At 72.6% G+C, this 20,826-nt stretch carries 15 protein-coding genes; 7 read left to right on the top strand and 8 right to left on the bottom strand.

Features of this window, described 5'->3' with window-relative positions:
* Positions 1–81 precede the first annotated feature (81 nt).
* Together ACFC51_RS07420 and pepN are read right to left on the bottom strand one after the other, a co-directional pair.
* Positions 82–1,089 carry a hypothetical protein gene (locus ACFC51_RS07420; RefSeq protein ID WP_376373932.1) on the bottom strand — a complete coding sequence of 336 codons (1,008 nt, stop codon included), beginning with the start codon at positions 1,087–1,089 and terminating at the stop codon, positions 82–84.
* Between the two features lie 171 nt (positions 1,090–1,260).
* Positions 1,261–3,849, bottom strand: a complete 2,589-nt coding sequence (gene pepN, locus ACFC51_RS07425; RefSeq protein ID WP_376527463.1) for an aminopeptidase N — start codon at positions 3,847–3,849, stop codon at positions 1,261–1,263.
* Between the two features lie 132 nt (positions 3,850–3,981).
* Between pepN and ACFC51_RS07430 the strand changes: the two genes are divergently transcribed.
* The 4 genes from ACFC51_RS07430 (at position 3,982) to ACFC51_RS07445 (ending at position 10,964) form a co-directional block, all read left to right on the top strand.
* Complete coding sequence (locus tag ACFC51_RS07430) at positions 3,982–4,632, top strand: DsbA family protein (protein WP_376527466.1); 651 nt, start codon at positions 3,982–3,984, stop codon at positions 4,630–4,632.
* Between the two features lie 109 nt (positions 4,633–4,741).
* Entirely contained in the window at positions 4,742–6,115 is a 1,374-nt protein-coding gene (locus ACFC51_RS07435) for an MFS transporter (protein WP_376373925.1), read from the top strand.
* Positions 6,105–7,577 (top strand): pyridoxal phosphate-dependent decarboxylase family protein, encoded by a 1,473-nt coding sequence (locus ACFC51_RS07440; RefSeq protein WP_376373922.1) that lies wholly within the window; start codon positions 6,105–6,107, stop codon positions 7,575–7,577. The genes ACFC51_RS07435 and ACFC51_RS07440 overlap by 11 nt, the downstream gene beginning before the upstream one ends.
* 165 nt (positions 7,578–7,742) lie before the next feature.
* Positions 7,743–10,964, top strand: coding sequence for a penicillin acylase family protein (locus ACFC51_RS07445; RefSeq protein WP_376527469.1), 3,222 nt, complete (start codon positions 7,743–7,745; stop codon positions 10,962–10,964).
* A 122-nt stretch (positions 10,965–11,086) separates the two neighbouring features.
* On the opposite strand, the gene ACFC51_RS07450 is transcribed toward ACFC51_RS07445, so the two are convergent.
* The gene (locus ACFC51_RS07450) at positions 11,087–11,728 is read right to left on the bottom strand and encodes a superoxide dismutase (protein WP_376373918.1); all 642 of its coding nucleotides are present in this window, start codon (positions 11,726–11,728) and stop codon (positions 11,087–11,089) included.
* Between the two features lie 97 nt (positions 11,729–11,825).
* Positions 11,826–12,887 carry a glycerophosphodiester phosphodiesterase family protein gene (locus tag ACFC51_RS07455; RefSeq protein ID WP_376373915.1) on the bottom strand — a complete coding sequence of 354 codons (1,062 nt, stop codon included), beginning with the start codon at positions 12,885–12,887 and terminating at the stop codon, positions 11,826–11,828.
* 126 nt (positions 12,888–13,013) lie between these two features.
* Between ACFC51_RS07455 and ACFC51_RS07460 the strand changes: the two genes are divergently transcribed.
* Complete coding sequence (locus tag ACFC51_RS07460) at positions 13,014–13,475, top strand: GNAT family N-acetyltransferase (protein WP_376527472.1); 462 nt, start codon at positions 13,014–13,016, stop codon at positions 13,473–13,475.
* Here the strand turns inward: ACFC51_RS07460 and ACFC51_RS07465 are convergent.
* Complete coding sequence (locus ACFC51_RS07465; RefSeq protein ID WP_376373910.1) at positions 13,447–14,643, bottom strand: MFS transporter; 1,197 nt, start codon at positions 14,641–14,643, stop codon at positions 13,447–13,449. The genes ACFC51_RS07460 and ACFC51_RS07465 overlap by 29 nt on opposite strands.
* 59 nt (positions 14,644–14,702) lie before the next feature.
* Between ACFC51_RS07465 and ACFC51_RS07470 the strand changes: the two genes are divergently transcribed.
* Positions 14,703–15,668, top strand: a complete 966-nt coding sequence (locus ACFC51_RS07470; protein ID WP_376527475.1) for an ArsR/SmtB family transcription factor — start codon at positions 14,703–14,705, stop codon at positions 15,666–15,668.
* 20 nt (positions 15,669–15,688) lie between these two features.
* On the opposite strand, the gene ACFC51_RS07475 is transcribed toward ACFC51_RS07470, so the two are convergent.
* The gene (locus tag ACFC51_RS07475) at positions 15,689–17,104 is read right to left on the bottom strand and encodes an amino acid permease (protein WP_376373905.1); all 1,416 of its coding nucleotides are present in this window, start codon (positions 17,102–17,104) and stop codon (positions 15,689–15,691) included.
* Positions 17,105–17,222: 118 nt separating this feature from the next.
* Complete coding sequence (locus ACFC51_RS07480) at positions 17,223–18,614, bottom strand: amino acid permease (RefSeq protein WP_376527478.1); 1,392 nt, start codon at positions 18,612–18,614, stop codon at positions 17,223–17,225.
* A 258-nt stretch (positions 18,615–18,872) separates the two neighbouring features.
* Between ACFC51_RS07480 and ACFC51_RS07485 the strand changes: the two genes are divergently transcribed.
* The gene (locus ACFC51_RS07485) at positions 18,873–19,466 is read left to right on the top strand and encodes a biotin transporter BioY (protein WP_376373900.1); all 594 of its coding nucleotides are present in this window, start codon (positions 18,873–18,875) and stop codon (positions 19,464–19,466) included.
* On the opposite strand, the gene ACFC51_RS07490 is transcribed toward ACFC51_RS07485, so the two are convergent.
* The gene (locus tag ACFC51_RS07490; protein ID WP_376373897.1) at positions 19,447–20,754 is read right to left on the bottom strand and encodes an FAD-binding oxidoreductase; all 1,308 of its coding nucleotides are present in this window, start codon (positions 20,752–20,754) and stop codon (positions 19,447–19,449) included. The two genes, ACFC51_RS07485 and ACFC51_RS07490, sit on opposite strands and share 20 nt — an antisense overlap.
* Positions 20,755–20,826 lie beyond the last annotated feature (72 nt).

Raw genomic sequence — 20,826 nt, forward strand, 5'->3', positions numbered from 1 at the left:
AAAAGACAGGGTTTTGTGGAGAGTTGGCGGTGATCGAACAGGGACATGGCGTAGATCCGCCATCGGCACCACCGCGCCACCTCACCGCGGCAGGACCGTCACGTAGGCGGCCGGCTCGCGGTCCTCGGCCGCCATCATCGCCGTACGCAGCACGACCGACAGCTGCGCGGTCGACTCGCGCAGCTGCTTCGGTGACACCCGCACCACCGTGACCCCGAGCCGCTCCAGGTGTTCCCGCTCCGCGGCGAAGACGACGTGCTCCTCCCGGGGTGAGCGGGAGCCGAGTTCGAGCGCGACCGCCTGCTCCGGCCAGTACGCGTCCACCCCGCCCAGCGATCCGCCGCCCGGCAGGGCCAGTTCGACGTACCACAGCGGCTGGGGCAGCTGGTGGGCGCGCACCATCTCGTACAGACTGTCCTCCGCCACCGCCCGGCCCTCGACGAGCAGCGCCTCGACGGCGTCGACCACGTGCGCGCGGCCCAGCAGCCTGGCGGCGTTCAGCTCCCGTACGACGGACGCGGGGTCGCAGTGTCCGCCGCGCACCGCCTCCGTCAGGATCCGGCGCACCGTCGAGGCGTCCGTCAGTGCCGCCACCGCGTCGGACACCGCCCGCTCCACAGGAGCCAGCGGCACACCGAGCCGGCGCTGCGGCCGGGGCAGGTCGGCGGACCGGGTCACCTGGACGAACCGGGTGGAGCGCAGTCGCCTGGTGCGCGACACCAGCACGTCGATCCGGTGCAGCGCGATCATCGGGGGCGCGGAGGTGAAGCCGTACAGCGCCAGGGCGGCGAGGCCCGTCACCATGGCCTCGCCGTAACCGGGTCCCGGCTGGGCGGGCACGGTACGCCGGGCGCCCGCCGGGGGCCTTCCGGCGTACAGCAGGGCGCCCCGCACCCGGTCGTCGTCCGTGGGCGGTTCCGGGTGCAGGAGGTACACGCCGGGGAGCAGCTGCTGCCAGGGGCCGCCGGGCAGGCACTGTGCCGCGGTCTGCGCGGCGGTCACGCCTCGGGCGCGCAACTGCGAGGCGGACTGCACGCGGTGGCTCACTTCGTGGACGGGGCGCGGGGAGAGCGGGGTGTTCCGGTTCATGCCGGGGAGGTTCCCGCAGGCTCGCGGCGCGCTAACCCGTGTTACACGTCCGTCGACAATTCAGGACGACTCCGTCCTAAAGCACGGCAGTTCGAATGCCGAAAAGAGTGGTCACGCCGGGGATTGTGCGGCGCGCGCCCCGCACACGTGTGCGGGGCGCGCACCGGGATCTCACGCCGCCGCGTCGCGCTCCTGCCCCCGCAGCGCCCGCGCCAGATCGTCCCGCGCCTCCAGGACCAGCCGCCGCAGCGCCGGTGCCGCGTCCGGGTGCGAGGTCAGCCACGCGTCCGTCGCGGTGAGGGTCGCGGGGTCGTCCTGCAGCCCGGGGAACAGGCCCTTGACGACGTCCATGCCGATCTGGATGGAGCGCTCGGCCCACACCCGCTCGATCGCCTCGAAGTACGACGCCGTGTACGGGGCCAGCAGCTCCCGCTGGGAGGGCTGTTCGAAACCGGCGATCGTCGCGCCGACGAGGGCGTTGGAGAGCTTGTCCGACTCCACGACCGCCGCCCACGCCTGCGCCTTGACCGCGGCGGAGGGACGCGCGGCCAGGCAGCGCACGTGGTGCCGCTTGCCGGACGCGGTGTCGTCGAGGGCCAGTTCGGCGTCCACGGCGGCCTCGCCGGCCTTCCCGTGTGCGACGAGCGGGGACAGGAACGCCCAGCGGAGCTCCTGGTCGACGTCCAGGCCGTCGATCACGGCAGAGCCGTCGAGCAGCCCGCCCAGCAGCTGGAAGTCCTCGTCCGACGCCGCGACGGCGGCGAAGAACCTGGCCCACGTCAGCTGGTGCTGGCTGCCGGGTTCCGCGCGCCGCAGCTCCGTCAGCGCCCCCTCGGCCAGTGCCCGGCCGCCCTCCTCGCGCCACGCGGGCGCCGCGTAGTGCACGAGCGCCGACTGCGCCCAGGCGTGCAGCATCTGCAGGACGCCGATGTCCGACTCACGGCCCGCGGACGACAGCACCAGGGACACGAAGTCGCGGGCCGGCAGCAGGGCGTCCCGGGTCAGGTTCCAGAGCGCGGACCAGCACAGGGCCCGGGCCAGCGGGTCCGTGATGTCACCGAGGTGCTGGCGCAGGGTGGCCAGGGACACCTCGTCGAAGCGGACCTTGCAGTAGGTGAGGTCGTCGTCGTTGACCAGGACCAGGTCGGGCCTCCCGGCCCCCGCCAGCTCGGTCACCACGGTGCGCTCGCCCGCGACGTCGGTCTCCGCGCGGGCGTACCGCACGAGCTCGCCCTCGGGGGAGAGGCGGTAGAGGCCCACCGCGACCCGGTGCGGCCGCAGCTCGGGGTGGGAGGCCGCGGCCTCCTGGGTCACGGCGAGCTCCGCGATCCGGCCCTCGCCGTCGTACGTCACGACGGGAGTGAGGACGTTGACGCCCGCCGTCTGGAGCCAGGCGCGCGACCAGGCCGTCATGTCGCGCCCGGAGGTCTCGCCCAGCACCGAGAGCAGGTCGCCCAGCCGCGTGTTGCCGAACGCGTGCTGCTTGAAGTAGCGGCGGGCGCCCTCCAGGAACGCGTCCCGTCCCACGTACGCCACGAGCTGCTTCAGCACCGAGGCGCCCTTGGCGTACGTGATGCCGTCGAAGTTCAGCTTGGCGTCCTCCAGGTCACGGATGTCGGCCGTGATCGGGTGCGTGGACGGCAGCTGGTCGGCGCGGTAGGCCCAGGCCTTGCGGTTGTTGGCGAAGGTGATCCAGCCGTTGGTGAAGCGCGTCGCCTCCACCATCGAGAAGGTCCCCATGAAGTCCGCGAAGGACTCCTTCAGCCACAGGTCGTCCCACCACTGCATGGTGACCAGGTCGCCGAACCACATGTGCGCCATCTCGTGCAGGATGACGTTGGCGCGGCGCTCGTAGGACGCCGAGGTGACCTTCCCGCGGTAGATGTACTCCTCGCGGAAGGTGACGAGGCCGGGGTTCTCCATGGCGCCGAGGTTGTACTCCGGCACGAACGCCTGGTCGTACTTGCCGAACGGGTACGGGTAGTCGAAGTGGTCGTGGAAGAAGTCCAGGCCCTGCTTGGTGATCAGGAAGACGTCGTCCGCGTCGAAGTACCGCGCGAGCCCCTTCCGGCACATCGCGCCCAGCGGGACCTCCAGCTTCGAACCGTCGTCGAACGTGCGCGTGTAGGTGTCGCTCACGTAGTGGTACGGGCCCGCGACGACCGCCGTGATGTACGTCGAGATGGGCAGGGTCTCCGCGAACCGGTGGACCCCGCCCTCCTGCGCCTCCTCCGCACCGTTGCTCCAGACCCTCCAGCCCTCGGGCGCCGTCACCTGGAAGCGGTAGGGCGCCTTGAGGTCGGGCTGCTCGAAGTTGGCGAAGACGCGCCGTGCGTCGGCCGGCTCGTACTGCGTGTAGAGGTAGACCTCGCCGTCCTCCGGGTCGACGAAGCGGTGCATGCCCTCGCCGGTCCGGCTGTACGCGCACTGCGCGTCGACCACCAGGACGTTCTCGCCGCCGCTGAGGTCCTCCAGCGTGATCCGGGTCCCGTCGAAGACGGCCGAGGGGTCCAGTTCCCTGCCGTTCAGGCTCAGCGCCGTCACGGAGGGGGCCAGCAGATCGGCGAAGGTCGACGCTCCGGCACGGGCGGCGCGGAAGCGGATCGTGGTCTGCGAGCGGAAGGTGCGCGGACCGGCGTCGTCGCCCCCGTCGGGCTCACCGACGGCGGAACGGAGGTCGAGGACGACCTCGTAACCGTCGACGGTCAGCAGCTCGGCCCTCTCGCGGGCCTCGTCGCGGGACAGGTTCTCACCGGGCACGGAGCACTCCTTTGTGTCTCGTTCGAAGACCTTTGATCCTCCCATGCGGCCGTCGGAGCCGGTGCACGGGAATGCCGGGAGCGCCCGGTGGCGTTCCGGCCTCAGGTGCAGACCGACCTCATGAGGAGAGACATGCCCGAGAACAGCACGTCCGGCGGCAAGGTCCCGGCCGACTTCTGGTTCGACCCGCTCTGTCCCTGGGCCTGGATGACCTCCCGCTGGATGCTGGAGGTGGAGAAGGTCCGCGACGTCGAGGTGCGCTGGCACGTGATGAGCCTCGCCGTGCTCAACGAGCCCAGGCTCGACGAGCTGCCCGAGGAGTACCAGGACATGATGCGCACCAAGGCCTGGGCGCCCGTCCGCGTCGTGGTCGCCGCCCAGCAGAAGCACGGCGACGACATCGTCGGACCGCTGTACACGGCGCTCGGCACCCGCATCCACAACAACGGCGAGGGCCCCACCCGCGAGGCGATCGCCGGCGCCCTGGCCGATGTCGGCCTGCCCGCCGAGCTCCTGGAGTACGCCGACTCCGACGCGTACGACAAGGAACTGCGCGCCTCCCACCAGGAGGGCATCGACAAGGTCGGCCAGGATGTCGGCACCCCGGTCATCGCCGTGCCGGGCGCCGACGGCGAGCAGATCGCCTTCTTCGGCCCGGTCGTCACCCCCGCCCCGAAGGGCGAGGAGGCGGCCAGGCTCTGGGACGGCACGCTGCTGGTGGCGTCGATCCCCGGCTTCTACGAGATCAAGCGCACCCGTACGCAGGGTCCCGTCTTCGACTGACCCCGCTCCTGCCGCGGGCGGGGCGGCCGCCCCGCCCGCGGCATGGCGATCGTGTTTCACCTGCGGCCCGGCCCTTGCCGAAAAGATGAACATCGTTCAGGATCTGCCCATGCCAGCGGCCGGTTCGGAACACCACGCGGCCCCGCCCCTCCCGCCCACCGTGCGGATCGGCTACGGGCTCGGCTCGCTCTGCACCGGCACCTTCGCGACCGTGCCGGGCCTGATCCTGCTCTACTACCTCACCGACGTCCTCGCCGTGCCCGCCGCCGTCGCGGGTGCCGCCGTCTTCCTGCCCAAGGCCTGGGACGTCCTGATCAACCCGCTGGTCGGTGCGGTCTCCGACCGCAGCAGGCTGCGTGGCGGACCGCGCAGGCCGTTCCTGCTGATCGGCGCGTGCACCCTCCCGCCGCTCTTCGCGCTGATCTTCGCCGCGCCGCCGCTGCGGGGAGCCCCCGCCGCTGGCTACGTCGCCGTCCTCTTCCTGCTCGCGGCGACCGCGTACGCCGTCTTCCAGGTGCCGTACGTGACCATGCCCGCCGAGATGACCGAGGACCCGCACGAACGCGGCCGGATCCTCGGCTGGCGCGTGGGGTTCCTCGGCGTCGCCATCCTGCTCTCGGGCGCCCTGGCCCCGGCGATCGCGCACGCCGACGGAGACACCCCGGAGAGCTACCGGCTGATGGGCGCCGCCGTCGCCCTGCTGCTGGCCCTCGGCATGTTCGGGGCCTGGGCGGCCACCCGCCGCGCCCCGGCCGTCGCCCGCAGCGAGGCCGAGCCCTCCCTCCGGGCCCAGCTCGCCGCGGCCCGCTCCAACCGGCCGTTCCTGCACCTGGCCGGGATGTGGACGCTCCAGGCCCTCGCCATCGGCGTGATGCTCGCCGGCGTCCAGTACTTCGCGACGTACACCCTCGGCTCACCCGGCGCGGTCACCCCGCTGTTCGCCTGCCTGATCGGCCCGCTGGTCCTGTTCATGCCCCTGTGGAACCGGCTGGCCCGCAGCAAGGGCGTGACGTACGCCCAGTGGTGCGCGTCCCTGCTGTACACGGCCGGGGCGGTGCTCCTCGCCTTCACCGGGGTCGCGGGCCCCGCCGTCGGCTACGCGGCTGTCGTCCTCGTCGGAATCGCCTATGCCGGGCTGCAGTTGCTCCCCCTGACAATGCTCGCGGACACCCTCGCCGCCGACGCCGTCGCCACCGGCAGGCGCAGGACCGCGACCTTCACCGGGCTGTGGACGGCGGCCGAGACCCTCGCCTTCGCTCTGGGCGCCGGGGTGTTCGCCCTCGTCCTCGCCGTGACCGGCTTCCGCTCCTCCGACGCCGCGCACCACGTGCGGCAGCCGGACGCCGCGCTGACGGGGATCACCGCCGGGATGAGCGTGCTGCCGGCCGTCCTGGCCGCGGCGAGCCTCCTGCTGCTCCACCGCTACCGCGCGACCCCGACCGCCTCCCCACCCCTCCAGGAAGAGCCCGCCCGTGCCGACTGACCCCGCCCTGCCCCACGGCCGCCCCGCCACCGAGGTGCTCGCCGAGCTGCGCGCCCTGCGCGAGGCGGACGCGCCCACCCGTGGGGGCCGCACCTTCGCCTACGTCTACGACGCGGGGCTGGAGGGCCTCGACGAGCTGGCCGCCGAGGCGTACACCGCGTTCGCGACGGTCAACGGACTCGACCCGACGGTCTTCCCGAGTGTGGCCCGGCTGGAGAACGACGTGGTCGGGGCGGTCGCCGCGCTGCTCGGCGCCCCCGGTGCCCAGGGGACGTTCACCAGCGGCGGCACGGAGAGCATCCTGCTCGCCGTCAAGACCGCACGCGACCACGCCAGGACGGTGCGCGGGATCACCGAGCCCCAGCTGGTCCTGCCGTCCACCGCCCACGCCGCCTTCCACAAGGCGGCCGCCTACCTGGGCCTGGAGACGGTCGTCGTCCCCGTCGACCCCGTCACCTTCCGCGCCGACACGGCGGCCATGGCCGCCGCGCTCACCGACCGCACCGCGCTGGTGGTGGCCTCCACGCCCTCGTACGCCCACGGCGTGATCGACCCCGTCGCCGGGATCGCCGCCGCGGCCGCCGCGCGCGGGGTGCTCTGCCATGTGGACGCCTGCATCGGCGGCTGGATCCTGCCCCATCTGCGGCGTGCGGGACGCGAGGTCGAGCCCTTCGACCTCTCCGTGCCCGGCGTCACCTCCCTCTCCGTGGACCTGCACAAGTACGCGTACGCCGACAAGGGCGCGTCCGTGGTGCTCTACCGCGACGCGGAGCTCCGACGCCACCAGTACTTCGCGCACGCCGGCTGGCCCGGCTACCCGGTCGTCAACCCGACGGTGCAGGGCACCAAGTCCGGCGGTCTGCTGGCCCAGGCCTGGGCGGTCCTCCAGTACGTGGGAGAGGCGGGCTACACCGCGCTCGCGGGCCGGGTCGCCGAGGCGTCCGACCGGCTGCTCGCGGGACTGCGTTCCCTCGGCGGCGTACGGGTGCTGGGTGACCCGGCAGCCGGACTCGTCGCGTTCACCGTCAGCCGGGAGGAGGACGGCGCCCCCGACCTCAGCCTGCTCCTCCACCTCGCCGACGAGATGCGCGAGCTCGGCTGGTACCTCCAGCCGCAGCTCGCCTTCGACGGCCTCCCGCCCAACCTCCACCTCACGCTCACCCCGGCGACGGCCGGCCAGGTCGACGCCCTGCTCGGGGACCTCGGGACCGCTCTGGTGAAGGCCCGCGGCCTGGAGCCGGTGGCCGTGGACCCGGCACTCGCCGCGTTCGCCGCCGAGCTGGACCCGGACTCGCTGGGGCCGGACGAGATCGCGGGTGTCCTCGCGTTCGCCGGCCTCGGGGAGGGGGCCGGACTGCCCGGCCGGACGGCGCCCGTGCTCGTCCTGCTGGACGCCCTGCCGGGTGCGCTCAAGGAGCGGCTGCTCGCCGAGTTCATCGGGTCCGTCTTCCGCGTCCCGTAGCCGTCCGTCAGCCGTCCGGTCTGCCTGACGCTCGGGTCAACGGGCTTGCGTGAACGGGCTGTTGCAGTCGTGCGGAGGATCTCTTCGAGGTCTGTCCGGGGGTCACCGGGCGCGGTTACTGTTCCGGCGCCCCCGTAACTCCCGTCCCTTCCCGAAGAGGTTCCGGTGACCCCTGCACCCGTTCCCCCGCCACCGCGGCGCCGCGCGGGACTCCGTACCGCGCTGGTCTCCGTGCTCGCGGCGGCGTCCCTGCTCGCGCCGCTGGCCACGGCCGGCCCGGCGGAGGCCGCCCCGGGCGTCGATCCCGTACCGGCCGCAGGTGACCCCTGCCTCGGCCAGTGCCAGGACATCCTCCCGGCGGGCCAGAACGGCCACGCGACCCTCGCGGGAATCCTGCTCCACCAGACCGTCGGCACCCGCCCCAAGCACTCCGCGGACCAGATCGAGCCGTACGACAACCTTCTGCACGACTACTCCGGTCTGACCGCGGACCAGCTCGCCGCCTACTTCAACGACGCCTCGTTCGGGGTGGCCCCCGGCCAGGTGGAGAGCACGGTGTCGCCGCGCGCCGACGTCACCATCACCCGCGACAAGGCCACCGGCACCCCGCACATCAAGGGAACCACCCGCTCCGGCACGGAGTTCGGCGCCGGGTACGCGGCCGGTCAGGACAGGCTGTGGCTGATCGACGTCCTGCGCCACGTGGGACGCGGCGAACTGTCGTCGTTCGCCGGGGGTGCGGCGGGCAACCGCGCCCTGGAGCAGAGCCTCTGGGCGGTCGCCCCGTACACCGAGGGCGACCTGAGGGCCCAGCTGGAGCGGGTCCGCGACTCGGGCGCCGCCGGCAGCCAGGCCTACCAGGACATCCAGGACTACGTGTCCGGAATCAACGCCTTCATCGACGACACCCTCGGCGCGAACACCTACCCCGGTGAGTACGAGCTGACCGGACACGGCTCCGCCGTCCAGGACTTCACCGCCACCGACGTCGTGGCCATCTCGTCCGTCATCGGCGCCATCTTCGGCGGCGGGGGCGGCGGGGAGGTCGAGAACGCACTCGCCGAGATCGCCTTCCGGAAGCACTACGGCGCCGCGGCCGGCACCGCGGCCTACAAGGCGTGGCGGGCGCAGACCGACAGCGAGGCCACGACGACCCAGCACGGCGGGACCTACCCGTACGCGAACTCCCCGGCCTCCCCGGTGGGGGTCGCCGTGCCGGACGACGGCTCGGTGACCGCCTACCAGCACGCGCGGAACGGGACCGGGACGGGCGCCACCGGGGCGTCCGCGGCCAGGGCCACCGCCGAGGGGATCCTGCCCGCCGACCTGATCACCGCGAAGAAGGGCATGTCCAACGCCCTGGTGGTCTCCGGCGAACACACCGCGTCCGGACACCCCGTGGCCGTCTACGGACCCCAGACCGGCTACTACGCACCCCAGTTGCTCATGGTCCAGGAGCTCGACGGCCCCGGGCTCCGCTCACGCGGCGCCTCCTTCCCCGGCCTGAGCTTCTACGTCGAGATCGGGCGCGGTCTCGACTACTCCTGGAGCCCCACCTCCGCCAACCAGGACATCACCGACACCTTCGCCGTCGAGCTCTGCGAGCCGTCCGGAGCCACGCCCACCACCGCGTCGAAGCACTACCGGCTGCGCGGGGTCTGCACCCCGGTCGAGACGCTGACGAAGAAGAACAGCTGGTCCCCGACGACGGCCGACGCCACCAAGGCCGGGTCCTACGACCTGGTCACCGAGCGGACGGCGTACGGCCTGGTCACCCACACGGGCGAGGCCGGCGGCAAGCCGGTCGCCTTCACCGCGCTGCGCTCCACCTACCACCACGACATCGACTCGGTGATCGGCTTCCAGCAGTTCAACGACCCCGGGCAGATCACCTCCGCGCAGACCTTCCAGAAGGCCGCGCAGAACATCGGCTACACCTTCAACTGGTTCTACGCGGACGCCGACCACACGGCGTACTACAACTCCGGCGCCAATCCCGTGCGGGCGGCGGACACCGACCCCGACAAGCCGATCCTGGCCACGGCTGCGTACGAGTGGAAGGACTGGAACCCGGTGCTCAACACCTCGGCGCTCACGCCTCCGGCCCAGCACCCGCAGTCCGTGGACCAGGACTACTACGTCAGCTGGAACAACAAGCAGGCCAAGGGGTTCGCCTCGGCCTGGGGCAACGGCTCCGTGCACCGCGCCGACATCCTCGACGACCGGGTCTCCGCGCTGGTCGCGGCGGGCGGTGTCACCCGGACCGCGCTGGTGAAGGCGATGGAGGACGCGGCGACCGTCGACCTGCGGGCCGAGCAGGTGCTGCCGACCGTCCTCGACGTGATCGACTCCGCCGCCGTGACCGATCCCGCGCTGTCCGCCGCCGTGGAGAAGCTGCGGGCCTGGGAGGCGGCCGGCGGCCATCGCAGGGAGACCGCGAAGGGGTCGGGCACCTACGCGCACGCTGAGGCCATCCGGATCCTGGACGCCTGGTGGCCGCTGCTGGTCGAAGGAGTGTTCACACCGGGGCTCGGCACCGATCTGTACCAGGCGCTGACCGCGGTCGCCCCGATCAACGAGTCTCCGTCCGGCGGCCAGAACGGCAGCGGGGCCACCGGGTCGGGCATCGCCGCGAGCGAGGCGCACAAGGGGTCGTCCTTCCAGCACGGCTGGTGGGCCTACCTGGACAAGGACCTCAGGTCGGTGCTCGGCCGGAGTGTCGGCAGCCCGCTCAACGCCACCTTCTGCGGATCGGGGGCCCTCGCCGCCTGCCGGCAGGTGCTGCTCTCGACCCTCACCGCGGCCGCGGCCACCCCGGCGGCGCAGATCTACCCGGCCGACAAGTACTGCTCCGCCGCGGGCGACCAGGTGTGCGCCGACTCGATCGTGCACCGCGCGATGGGCGGCATCACCGTGCCCCGCGTCGCCTGGCAGAACCGGCCGACGTACCAGCAGGTGGTGGAGTTCCCGGCCCGGCGCACGGACGACCTGGCCAATCTGGCGAGAGGGGCGGCCGTCACCGCGTCCGACTATCAGGACGCCGTGGTCGTCTCGTACCCGCCGAAGAAGGCGGTCGACGGTGACGTGTCGACCCGCTGGGCGTCGAAGACGGTCTCCACCGCGTGGATCACCGTCGACCTCGGCTCGGCCCGTCAGGTGGGCAGGGTCGCGCTGAACTGGTCCGACCAGTACGCCCTCCAGTACCGGATCGAGGTGTCGGCCGACAACGCCACCTGGCGCACGGTGCACACCACCACGGCGGGACGCGGGGGCGTGGAGAACCGCGCCTTCACCCCGGTCACGGCCCGGTACGTGCGGATCCACGCCACCCAGCGGGGCACGGACAACCGGTACTCGCTCAACGAGATCGGGATCTACGGCCGCTGACGGCCGGCCGTACGCGCCCATGGGAGAACCCCCGCGAGTCATGTCCTCGCGGGGGTTCTCCGTTCATCCGCCTGCCGGGTGAAGGTTGAGAAGACGATCACGAGGCAGGACGCTCGGGGCCGTCAGGGGGCGAGCAGCAGCACGTCCGCGCGCTCCTTGGCGGCGGCGTAACGCTTCGCCACGTCCTGCCAGTTGACGACACGCCACATCGCCTCGATGAAGTCCACCTTCTGGTTCTTGTACTGCAGGTAGAAGGCGTGCTCCCAGGCGTCGAAGACCAGGACCGGGACGGAGCCCTGGCCGACGTTGCCCTGGTGGTCGTAGACCTGCTCGACGATCAGCCGGCCGCTGACCGGCTCGTAGGCGAGGACGCCCCAGCCGGAGCCCTGCGTGGTCGCCGCGGCCTTCGTCAGCTGGGACTTGAAGCCGGCGTAGGAGCCGAAGGACTCCGTGATCGCGTCGGCGAGGTCGCCCACACCGTCCGCGGCCAGGGGCTCGCCGCCACCGTCACCGGTCATGTTGTGCCAGTAGATCGAGTGCAGGATGTGGCCGGAGAGGTGGAAGGCGAGGTTCTTCTGGAGGCCGTTGATCGCACCCCAGGCTTCCTTGTCGCGCGCCTCTTCCAGCTGCTCCAGGGTGTCGTTCGCACCCTTCACGTACGCGGCGTGGTGCTTGTCGTGGTGGAGCTCGATGATCTGCGGGTTGATGACCGGTTCGAGCGCCGCGTAGTCGTACGGGAGTTCCGGAAGCGTGTACGTGGCCATGGGTTCGAACCCTCCAACTGCTACCTGGTGGTTATTGCAAGTTGTTCGCAAGTGCAGGCTAGCAGGAGGAGGGCGCGAAGGTGATCAGCCTTCGGTCCTACGCCCCGAGGCCGTCGCGCGCGCTCGCCGCCAGGTCGGGGAAGTCCGTCACCACGGCGTCGACCCCCTGCCCGAAGTGGAAGGCGTACTCGGCGAACGCGTCCCCGAAGTCGTTCGGCGCGGTGCCCTTCCGGTACGCGGCGGGGAGGAACTGGTTCTCGGCGCGGAAGGTGTACGCCCCGACAGCGAGGCCGGCGGAGTGGGCGTCGGCCAGCAGGGTGGACGGCGGCACCAGCGAGGACTTGTCCGGGCCGATCCACCGGGCGTAGGAGGCGATCTCGCGCAGCCCGGCCGGCGTCATCATCTCCGCGTACGTCTCCGGATGGCCGAACGGCCCGCCGGCCGTCCCCAGCGCCTGCCAGAGAGGGAGGCCGAGACGTGCCGCGGCGATCTCGCGGAGGCTGGACGGCTCGAAGGACTGGACGACGCAGTCGCGTGCGGTCAGCCGGTTGCGGCGGACGAGCCGGATCAGCTCCGGCTCCAGAGGGAGGCCCGCCGAGCGGAAGTACGTCGGGTGCTTCGTCTCCGGGAAGACGGCGATCCGGCGGCCGTGCTCCTTGGAGAGGGCCCGGGCCAGGTCGACGACCTCCTGGAAGGTCATGACCGCCTCGCGCCCGTCGAAGACCGTGTTGCGGTTGCGGACCAGGGGCAGCCGCTCCACCGCCCGTAGCGTCTTCAGCTCGGCGAGGGTGAAGTCCTCGGTGAACCAGCCGGTGACGGCGCGGCCGTCCACGGTCCTGGTCGTGCGGCGGCCGGCGAACTCCGGGTGGCGGGCCACGTCCGTCGTGCCGGAGATCTCGTTCTCGTGGCGCACCACCAGGATGTGGTCCTTCGTGGGGACCAGGTCGGGCTCGATCCAGTCGGCCCCGGACCGCACCGCGAAGGTGTAGGCGGAAGCGGTGTGTTCGGGCCGCCAGCCGGCTGCTCCCCGGTGGCCGATGACGAGCGGGCCTCTCCGGCCCCCCTGCGGTCCGGAGGCTGCGGCGGGGGCCGCGGCTGCGGCGGAGAGGGCGGCCGTCGCCAGGATGACCGAGCGGCGGCGCGGGTGCTGGAAGGACACGGGGGCTCCTCGGTGGGCACGGAGCGACCACCGGAGCCACACGGGGTCACGCCGGGGCGGACGGAACCTTGCTCACTCATGTACGGCCCCGCGTACGGTACTCGGCAGGCGACGGAGGAGGAAGGCATGCGGGTGCGACCGGGGCGGCCCACGGAAGCCGCCCAGCTGACCGCTCTGGCCCTGCGTTCGAAGGCGCACTGGGGGTACGACAAGGCCTTCATGGCCGCCTGCCGCGACGAACTGACCGTCCTGCCGGGTGACACGGCCGGCGGACGCACGCTGGTCGCCGAGGAGGACGGGCACATCCTGGGCTTCACCACCCTGTCGGGGGAACCACCCGAGGGCGTACTCGCCATGATGTTCGTCGAGCCCGGCGCCATGGGCCGCGGCGTCGGCAGACTCCTGTTCGAGCAGACCATGACGCGGGCCGGCCGGCTCGGCTTCGAGGCGCTCACCATCGACGCGGACCCGCACGCCGAGCCGTTCTACGCGGCGAGGGGAGCCGTACGGATCGGAGCCACGCCTTCCGGGTCGATCCCGGGGCGCGAACTGCCGCTGCTCAGGATCGCACTCGACGCGCCTTCGTGAGCGGCGCCCCCGGGTTCCGCCCCGCCCCCGGTGCCAGGGCCAGCGTCACCGCGATCGAGGCCGCGGCCGACACCGCGATCGCCGTCGCGGGGGAGCAGCGCTGGGCGAGGGCGCCGGCGAGCGTCGCCGCGACACCCTGCACGGCGAGCATCCCGGAGGAGTGCAGGCCGAGCGCCTGGCCGGTCATCGCGTCCGGGGTCAGGGCCATCAGACGCTCCTGGAGGACGAGGCTCGCCGAGAATCCGGTGGAGGCCACGGCCGCGAGGACCAGGGCCAGAGGCAGGGAGGGCCGCAGGGCGAAGAGCAGATAGGGGGCCGCGAGCAGCAGGAGCAGGGGAGTGGCCAGCCGGCCGCGCCACCGCGCCGGTACGAACCGTCCCGTCACCGTGTCCCCGACGAGCATCCCGAGCGCCGCGCAGGCGAAGAGCAGTCCGGCCCGGTCGGGCCGGTAGGGCACGAACAGCGACTCGCAGCCGACGACCAGCCCGTTGGGCAGCCACAGCGAGAGAAGGACCCGCCGCCGGGGAGCCGAGGACCAGAGCAGCGCGTTGGTCCGCCAGGTCTCTCCCACCGACGGCCGCCCCGCGGCCCGGGGCGGACGACGGGCGAGGCCGAGGCGGGCGGCCGCCGCACCGGCCGCGTACAGGGCGGCCCCGACGAGCAGTGTCCCGCGCGGCGACAGCACGGCCACCAGGACGCCCCCGGCCGCGTAGCCGCAGATCTGCATGGTGCCCGCGCACATGTTCAGCACCGAACGCCCCAGGAGGAAGCCCTCCCTGGGCAGCACCTCGTGGAGCAGCCCGTACCGCACGCCGCCGGCCACCGCCGCGAGGACGCCCTCGCTCAGGACCACCGCGAACATCAGGGGCAGCGGCAGGCCGGGCACGGCCAGCAGCGCGGTGCCGAGCCCGAAGGCGAGGGCGGCGCCGCTCAGCGCCGCGCGCGGCGGCAGTCGGTCGGCCGCCGACATGAGGAGGGTCGCGCCGGCCAGCTGGGCGAGGGACGCGCCGAACATGGAGAGGGCGGAGAGCAGGGGCGATCCCGTGCTGGTGAACACGAGGACGCCCAGGGCCAGTCCGCTCGTCGTCGACGCGGCGCCCTGCAGGGCGCTCGTCACGAAGAGGGGGCCGAACTGCGGCACGTGGAACAGGGCGCGGTAGGTGAGCATGCCGGGGAGTCTCGGCACGCGCGCCCCACGGCCGTTACTGTTTCGCGGGGGTGCGAAACATGGGCTGGTGGCAGGTCAACGCGGACACGCTGGCCGCCGGGCGCTTCGTCGTGTCGGAACTGTCCGAGACCACGGCGACGCTCCAGGCGCTGGAGCGCGGGACGCCCTCCCACCCGGCCGAACGCAGGTGGTTCGACGCCCACCGGCCCGCCTACCGCAGGCGTCTCGCCGAGGACCCGGGCACCGCCCAGCTCGTACGGACCGGCCTCGGCGGCGACTGGATCGCGGATTTCCTCACCCCCACGCCCACCGGCGCGGTCACCTTCGCCCAGGAGCTGGCCCGGGTGCGCGAGACGTCCCCCGACCGTGCCCGCGCCGACCTGGAGGTGTGCGAGGGGGGACCGCTCCCGGCGGCACTCGACCGGTCCGATCTGCCGCAGCGCGCTGCCGGCCTGCTGGAATGGGTGTGGGAGCGCGTCGTGCTACCGGACTGGCCACGCCGCCGCCGGATCATCGACGGAGAGAGGGTCGCCCGTGCCGGACAGCTGAGCCAGGGCGGCTGGGCCGCCGCGCTGGAGGAGATGAGTCCGGGCATGCGCTGGCTCGGTGGCAGCCGGCTCCAGGTCAACCCGCGTGACTACCCGCCACGCGAACTCGCCGGGGCGGAGCTGGTGTTCGTCCCCGTCACGCCGCGCCAGGGCTGGGTCTCCTGGGACGCGGCCGCAAGGCGGTACGCGGTGGTCCACGCCTGCTCGGGGGCCATGGCGGACGCGGACCGGCCCGCCGTCCCGGACAGCCTCGGCCGGCTGCTCGGGCCCGCGCGGGCCGGTGTCCTGGTGCTGCTCGACCGGCCCAGGAGCACCACGGAGCTGGTCGCGCTCACCGGCCAGGGTCTGGGGTCGGTCGGCCGGCACCTGAAGGTGCTGCTGGACGCGGGTCTGGCCGGGCGCCGACGGGCCGGCCGCTCGGTCCTCTACTTCCGGACCGAGGCGGCCGAGGTGCTCCTGCGGGCCCGGGCGGGCTGAGCGCGTACGGCTCCGCGCGCTCAGCTCCCGGCCGGCGCGCGGCGCTCCGCCCGCTTCTGCCGCACCAGGCCGATCACGATCAGCACCGCGGTCAGGATCCCGGTCGCCAGCAGCTGGTCGCGGGTGTCGGGCTGGCGGAGCATCAGGACGAAGATGCCGGCCATGGCCGCGAGCGCCACGATCGTCAGGACCGGGAAGAGCCACATCCGTACGACCAGCCGCTCCGGGGCCTCGCGCTCCAGCCGCTTGCGCAGGATCAGCTGGGAGACGGCGATGAAGATCCAGACGACGAGGATCACCGCGCCGATCATGTTGAGGAGCCAGGGGAAGACGTCGTCGGGCCGCCAGTAGCTGAGGAGGACGCAGAGGAAGCCGAAGACCGAGGAGACGAGCACCGCGTTGCGCGGGACGCCCGAGGAGACCCTGCCGAGCACCTTGGGGCCCTGGCCCCGGGCGACGAGGGAGCAGGCCATGCGCGAGGCGCCGTAGATGTTGGCGTTCATCGCGGAGAGCAGGGCGACGAAGATGACCACGTTCATGATCTCGGCGGCGCCGGCGATGCCGAGGTGGTCGAGCATCGCGTAGAACGGCCCGACCTCGGCGACCGCGGGGTCGTCCCACGGCACGAGGGTGACGATGACCGCCATCGAGCCGATGTAGAAGACGGCGATGCGCCACATCGCCGTACGCACCGCCCTGGCGACGCCCTGCACCGGGTTCTCGGACTCGGCCGCCGCGATGGTGACCGTCTCCAGGCCGCCGTAAGCGAAGACGGAGGCGAGCAGGCCGATGATGAGCCCCTCGGAGCCGTGCGGCATGAAACCGCCGTCCCCGGTGAGGTTCGAGGCGCCGGGGGAGTCCGTGCCGGGGAGCACGCCCAGGATCGCGAGGACGCCGAGCACCAGGAAGAGCGTGATCGCGACGACCTTCAGCGCGGCGAACCAGAACTCGAACTCGCCGAAGTTCTTCACGGCGGCGAGATTCGTGCCGAGGAAGATCACCATGAACAGGGCGACCCAGGCCCACTCCGGCGTGCCCGGCAGCCAGCCCGTCACGATCTGCGCGGCGCCGATGCCCTCCAGGCCGACGGCGACACAGAGCAGCACCCAGAACGACCACCCGGCGGTGAAGCCCGCCCACGGGCCGATCGCCCGCTCCGCGTGCACGGAGAAGGACCCGGACGCGGGATTGGCCGCCGACATCTCGCCGAGCATCCGCATCACGAACATGACCAGCAGCCCGGAGACCGCGTACGCGACGACGATCGAGGGACCGGCCGCCGCGATGCCCGCACCCGAACCGACGAAGAGCCCGGCGCCGATCACCCCGCCCAGAGCGATCATCGACAGGTGTCGCTGCTTGAGGCCGTGCGTGAGCGCGGAGTCGGCGGTGGGGGCGGCTGCGTCCGTGGGGGGAGGCGCGGAGGTCCGGGACATGGACGGGCTCAGTTCACTGGTCGGGACAGGGGTGGCCCACAGTCTGGCCACCAGCCCCGCTCACAGGGAACACGTGTCCGCTATACGGTCACCAGGCTCACACAAGGTGCTCACCCGCCTACGCCCTCGCCCGCAGCTCCCGTACGGCCGCCACGAGCAGCACCAGCCCGGTGGCACCGGCCGACCAGAGCACCTGCGGACGGGCGGCGTCGTCGGTCAGCATCAGCAGCAGGACGCCCACCAGGCCGGCCAGGGTCACCCAGGTCAGCCACGGGAAGCACCACATCCGCAGCTCCAGCGCGCCCGGCGCCTCCCTCTCCAGCCGCCGGCGCAGCCGCAGCTGGGAGGCGGCGATCAGACCCCAGACGAACAGCAGGACCGCGCCGACCGAGTTGAGCATGTAGAGGAAGACGGTGTCGGGCCACCCGAGATTGAGCAGGACGGAGACGAAACCGAAGGCCACCGACGCCAGCACGGCCCTGCGGGGCACACCGCCGCCCCCGCCCCCCGACACCTTCAGCAGCCCGCGCGGAGCCTCACCGCGCTCGGCCAGCGAGAAGACCATCCGGGACGAGCCGTACAGATTGGCGTTGAGGGCCGAGAGCAGCGCCACGAACACCACGATGTTCATGATCTGCCCGGCCGACGGCACCCCGACGGAGTCCAGGACCTTCACGTACGGGCTGAGTCCGGCCTGCTGCGCGGTCCACGGCAGCACGGTCACGATCACCAGCATCGAACCGACGTAGAAGAAGAGGATGCGCACGACCGCGCTGCGCACCGCACGCCCCACCGCGCGCGCGGGATCGTCGGTCTCGGCCGCGGCGATGGTCACGACCTCCAGCCCGCCGAAGGCGAACACCACGGTGAGCACGCCGGAGACCACACCGTCCCAGCCGTTGGGGAGGAAGCCGCCCCGGCCCGTGAGGTTCGTCAGCCCCACCGGGTCGGTGTCCGGCAGGACTCCGAGGACCGCCAGCAGGCCGAGGACGAGGAAGGCCACGATCGCGGTCACCTTGAGCGCTGCGAACCAGAACTCGAACTCGCCGAAGTTCTTCACGGCCGTCAGGTTGGCCACGGTGAACACCACCATGAACAGCAGCACCCAGAGCCACTGGTCCACCGCGGGCACCCAGCCGTGCGCGATCTGCGCGGCGGCCGTCGCCTCCACGGCGAGCACCACCACCAGCATGAACCAGTACAGCCACCCCACGCTGAACCCCGCCCAGCGGCCCAGGGCGCGCTCCGCGTGCACGGAGAAGGAGCCGGAGGCGGGCATCGCCGCCGACATCTCGCCGAGCATCCGCATCACCAGCATCGCGAGCACGCCCGCGATCAGGTACGAGACGACGACGGCGGGTCCGGCGACCGCGATCCCGGCGCCCGAGCCGACGAAGAGCCCGGCGCCGATCACCCCGCCCAGGCCGAGCATCGTGAGATGGCGCTGCTTCAGACCGTGGGCCAGGGGTTCGGGGCGTACGGGGGAGGGCGTGGGGGGCGCGTCGTGCATGAGCTGCGGATCACTCTCGGATCATTTATGGGGAACCTACAGTCTCACGGCTCCGCGGCCTTTCCCCAACGGAGGTCCGGGCACACCCCCACCTCAGTGACCAGCATCACGCCCTCGCGCGATTGCGCAACGCTCTTTGTCCGAACCCGACTAGACCCTCAACCGCCGCTTTGTGGGCGGCTGATGGTGATCCGGCGACAGGGTGTCGGCTAACGTCACCCTCAGTCCTGCCTGCCGACCTCACCCGCGGAGTCCCCGATGAGCACAGCTGCCGCCCCCGTCCGTTCCGGAGCGGTCCTCGCCGACCTGCTGCCCGCAGCCCGGCACCGCTACGCCGTGGACACGGCGCTGGTCGTCGGTGGTGCCGTCCTCACCGGCATCGCGGCCCAGATCGCCGTGCCCGTCCCCGGCTCCCCGGTCCCCGTCACCGGCCAGACCTTCGCCGCCCTGCTCATCGGCACCGCGCTCGGCGCCCGCCGCGGCTTCCTGTCCCTCGCCCTGTACGCGCTCGTCGGCATGGCCGGCATGCCGTGGTTCTCCGAGGGCTCCTCGGGCCCGGGCGGAGCCTCCTTCGGCTACGTCCTCGGCATGCTCCTGGCCGCCACCGTCGTCGGCGGGCTGGCCCGCCGTGGCGGTGACCGGTCCGTCCTGCGCACCGCGGGCACGATGGTGGTCGGCTCCCTGGTCATCTACGCCGTCGGCGTCCCGTACCTGGCACTCTCCACCGGGATGTCGATGAGCGCCGCCGTCGCGGCCGGGCTGGTGCCCTTCCTGATCGGCGACGCCCTCAAGGCGGCGCTGGCCATGGGGGCGCTGCCCGCCTCCTGGAAGCTCATCGGGCGTCGCGGCTGACGCCGTAGGGACCACCGAAGAGGCTCGCCGGGTCGTGGCGCGACACCAGACCGGCGAGCCTCTCGCGCGTCCCGGGGCCGTGGCAGTCCCGGTACGTCTCCGCGCGGTCCCCGCCGCCGAAGGAGAAGTTGAGCGAGTGGCCCAGGGTGTACGGCGCCGTCTCCCCGGCCACCTCCGCGTACAGGGCCCGGACCGCCGCCACGTCCGTACCGTCCAGCGGTGACAGCAGCCGCAGCAGGAAACCCGCCTCCCGGTAGGGCACCGCGCTGTCCTCGGCGGGCCGGGCGGACAGCGCGCCGCCCAGGTGGTTGAGCTGGACCACGGTCATCATCGGGGCCTTCGGCCCGGTCAGCTCCAGCACCCGCGCGGCGGTCCCGGCGTCCAGGTCGCGGAGCATCAGCCCCTCGCCGTGGTAGGCGTGCGGGAACGGCGGGTCGCTGTGGACGGTGTGGCTGTCGGTGTACGGCATCTCCCGCAGCGAGTCCGAGAGCGCGGGCCCGATCTCCCGCAACGGCGCCACCAGTGCCTCGCCGTCCGCCGCCGTACCGGTGGACGCGACGCGCACCGAGACCACGTACCGGCCGCGCAGCGTCTCGGGCAGCTGCGGCATGTCCGGGTAGCGCAGGGCCGCCACCGAGGAGGTGCAGGTCTCCGGGACCGTACGGGTCCACTCCAGCCAGCGCCGCAGCACCTCCGGGGCCGCGCTCCCGTCGAAGGCCAGCGAGCCGCCGTACAGCCGCGCCACCTCCACCAGCCCGATCTCCAGGCCCGTCACGACGCCCAGCCGGTGCCCGCCGCCCCGCAGCCCCCAGAAGAGGCCGGGCTCGCTCTCCGGGGTGACGTGGCGCAGGACGCCGTCGGCGGTCACCACGTCCAGTGAGCGGACCCGGTCGGCGGCGTAGCCGAACTCCCTCGCCAGGAGGGACAGGCCGCCGCCCAGGGTGTACGAGACGGCGCCCACCCCCGGCGACGAGCCGTTCAGCGGCGCGAGTCCGTGCGGCGCCGCCGCCGCGATCACCGCGCCCCAGGTCGCGCCCGCGCCGACGCGGGCGGTGCGGCGCCCGGGATCGACCGTCACGGAGTCCATCCGGCGGGTGCTGACCAGCATCCCGCCCTCGACGGGACCGGGCAGCCCGTGGCCGGTCGCGTGGACGGAGACGGGCAGGCCGCGCGCGGCGGCGTCCCGCACCGCGTCCCGTACCTCGTCGGCGGAGGACGCCTCGACCAGGACATCGGGGTCGAGGGTGAAGCCGGTCTGGAAGCTGTCGACAGCGGGGGTGGCGGACATGAGGAAGGCTCTCCGTTCGCTCGCGGGATCGCGGGGCGGGGAGAGCCTTCCGGGTATACCTGACATCCGCCG

Origin of the sequence: Streptomyces sp. NPDC055962, assembly GCF_042270185.1 — a bacterium.
Taxonomy (GTDB): Bacteria; Actinomycetota; Actinomycetes; order Streptomycetales; family Streptomycetaceae; genus Streptomyces.

Bases quoted from the DNA above. Each gene is read 5' to 3' on its own strand.
- ACFC51_RS07420 (WP_376373932.1), bottom strand. From the start codon at position 1,089: ATGAACCGGAACACCCCGCTCTCCCCGCGCCCCGTCCACGAAGTGAGC.
- ACFC51_RS07430 (WP_376527466.1), top strand. From the start codon at position 3,982: ATGCCCGAGAACAGCACGTCCGGCGGCAAGGTCCCGGCCGACTTCTGG.
- ACFC51_RS07435 (WP_376373925.1), top strand. From the start codon at position 4,742: ATGCCAGCGGCCGGTTCGGAACACCACGCGGCCCCGCCCCTCCCGCCC.
- ACFC51_RS07450 (WP_376373918.1), bottom strand. From the start codon at position 11,728: ATGGCCACGTACACGCTTCCGGAACTCCCGTACGACTACGCGGCGCTC.
- ACFC51_RS07460 (WP_376527472.1), top strand. From the start codon at position 13,014: ATGCGGGTGCGACCGGGGCGGCCCACGGAAGCCGCCCAGCTGACCGCT.
- ACFC51_RS07465 (WP_376373910.1), bottom strand. From the start codon at position 14,643: ATGCTCACCTACCGCGCCCTGTTCCACGTGCCGCAGTTCGGCCCCCTC.
- ACFC51_RS07470 (WP_376527475.1), top strand. From the start codon at position 14,703: ATGGGCTGGTGGCAGGTCAACGCGGACACGCTGGCCGCCGGGCGCTTC.
- ACFC51_RS07475 (WP_376373905.1), bottom strand. From the start codon at position 17,104: ATGTCCCGGACCTCCGCGCCTCCCCCCACGGACGCAGCCGCCCCCACC.
- ACFC51_RS07480 (WP_376527478.1), bottom strand. From the start codon at position 18,614: ATGCACGACGCGCCCCCCACGCCCTCCCCCGTACGCCCCGAACCCCTG.
- ACFC51_RS07485 (WP_376373900.1), top strand. From the start codon at position 18,873: ATGAGCACAGCTGCCGCCCCCGTCCGTTCCGGAGCGGTCCTCGCCGAC.
- ACFC51_RS07490 (WP_376373897.1), bottom strand. From the start codon at position 20,754: ATGTCCGCCACCCCCGCTGTCGACAGCTTCCAGACCGGCTTCACCCTC.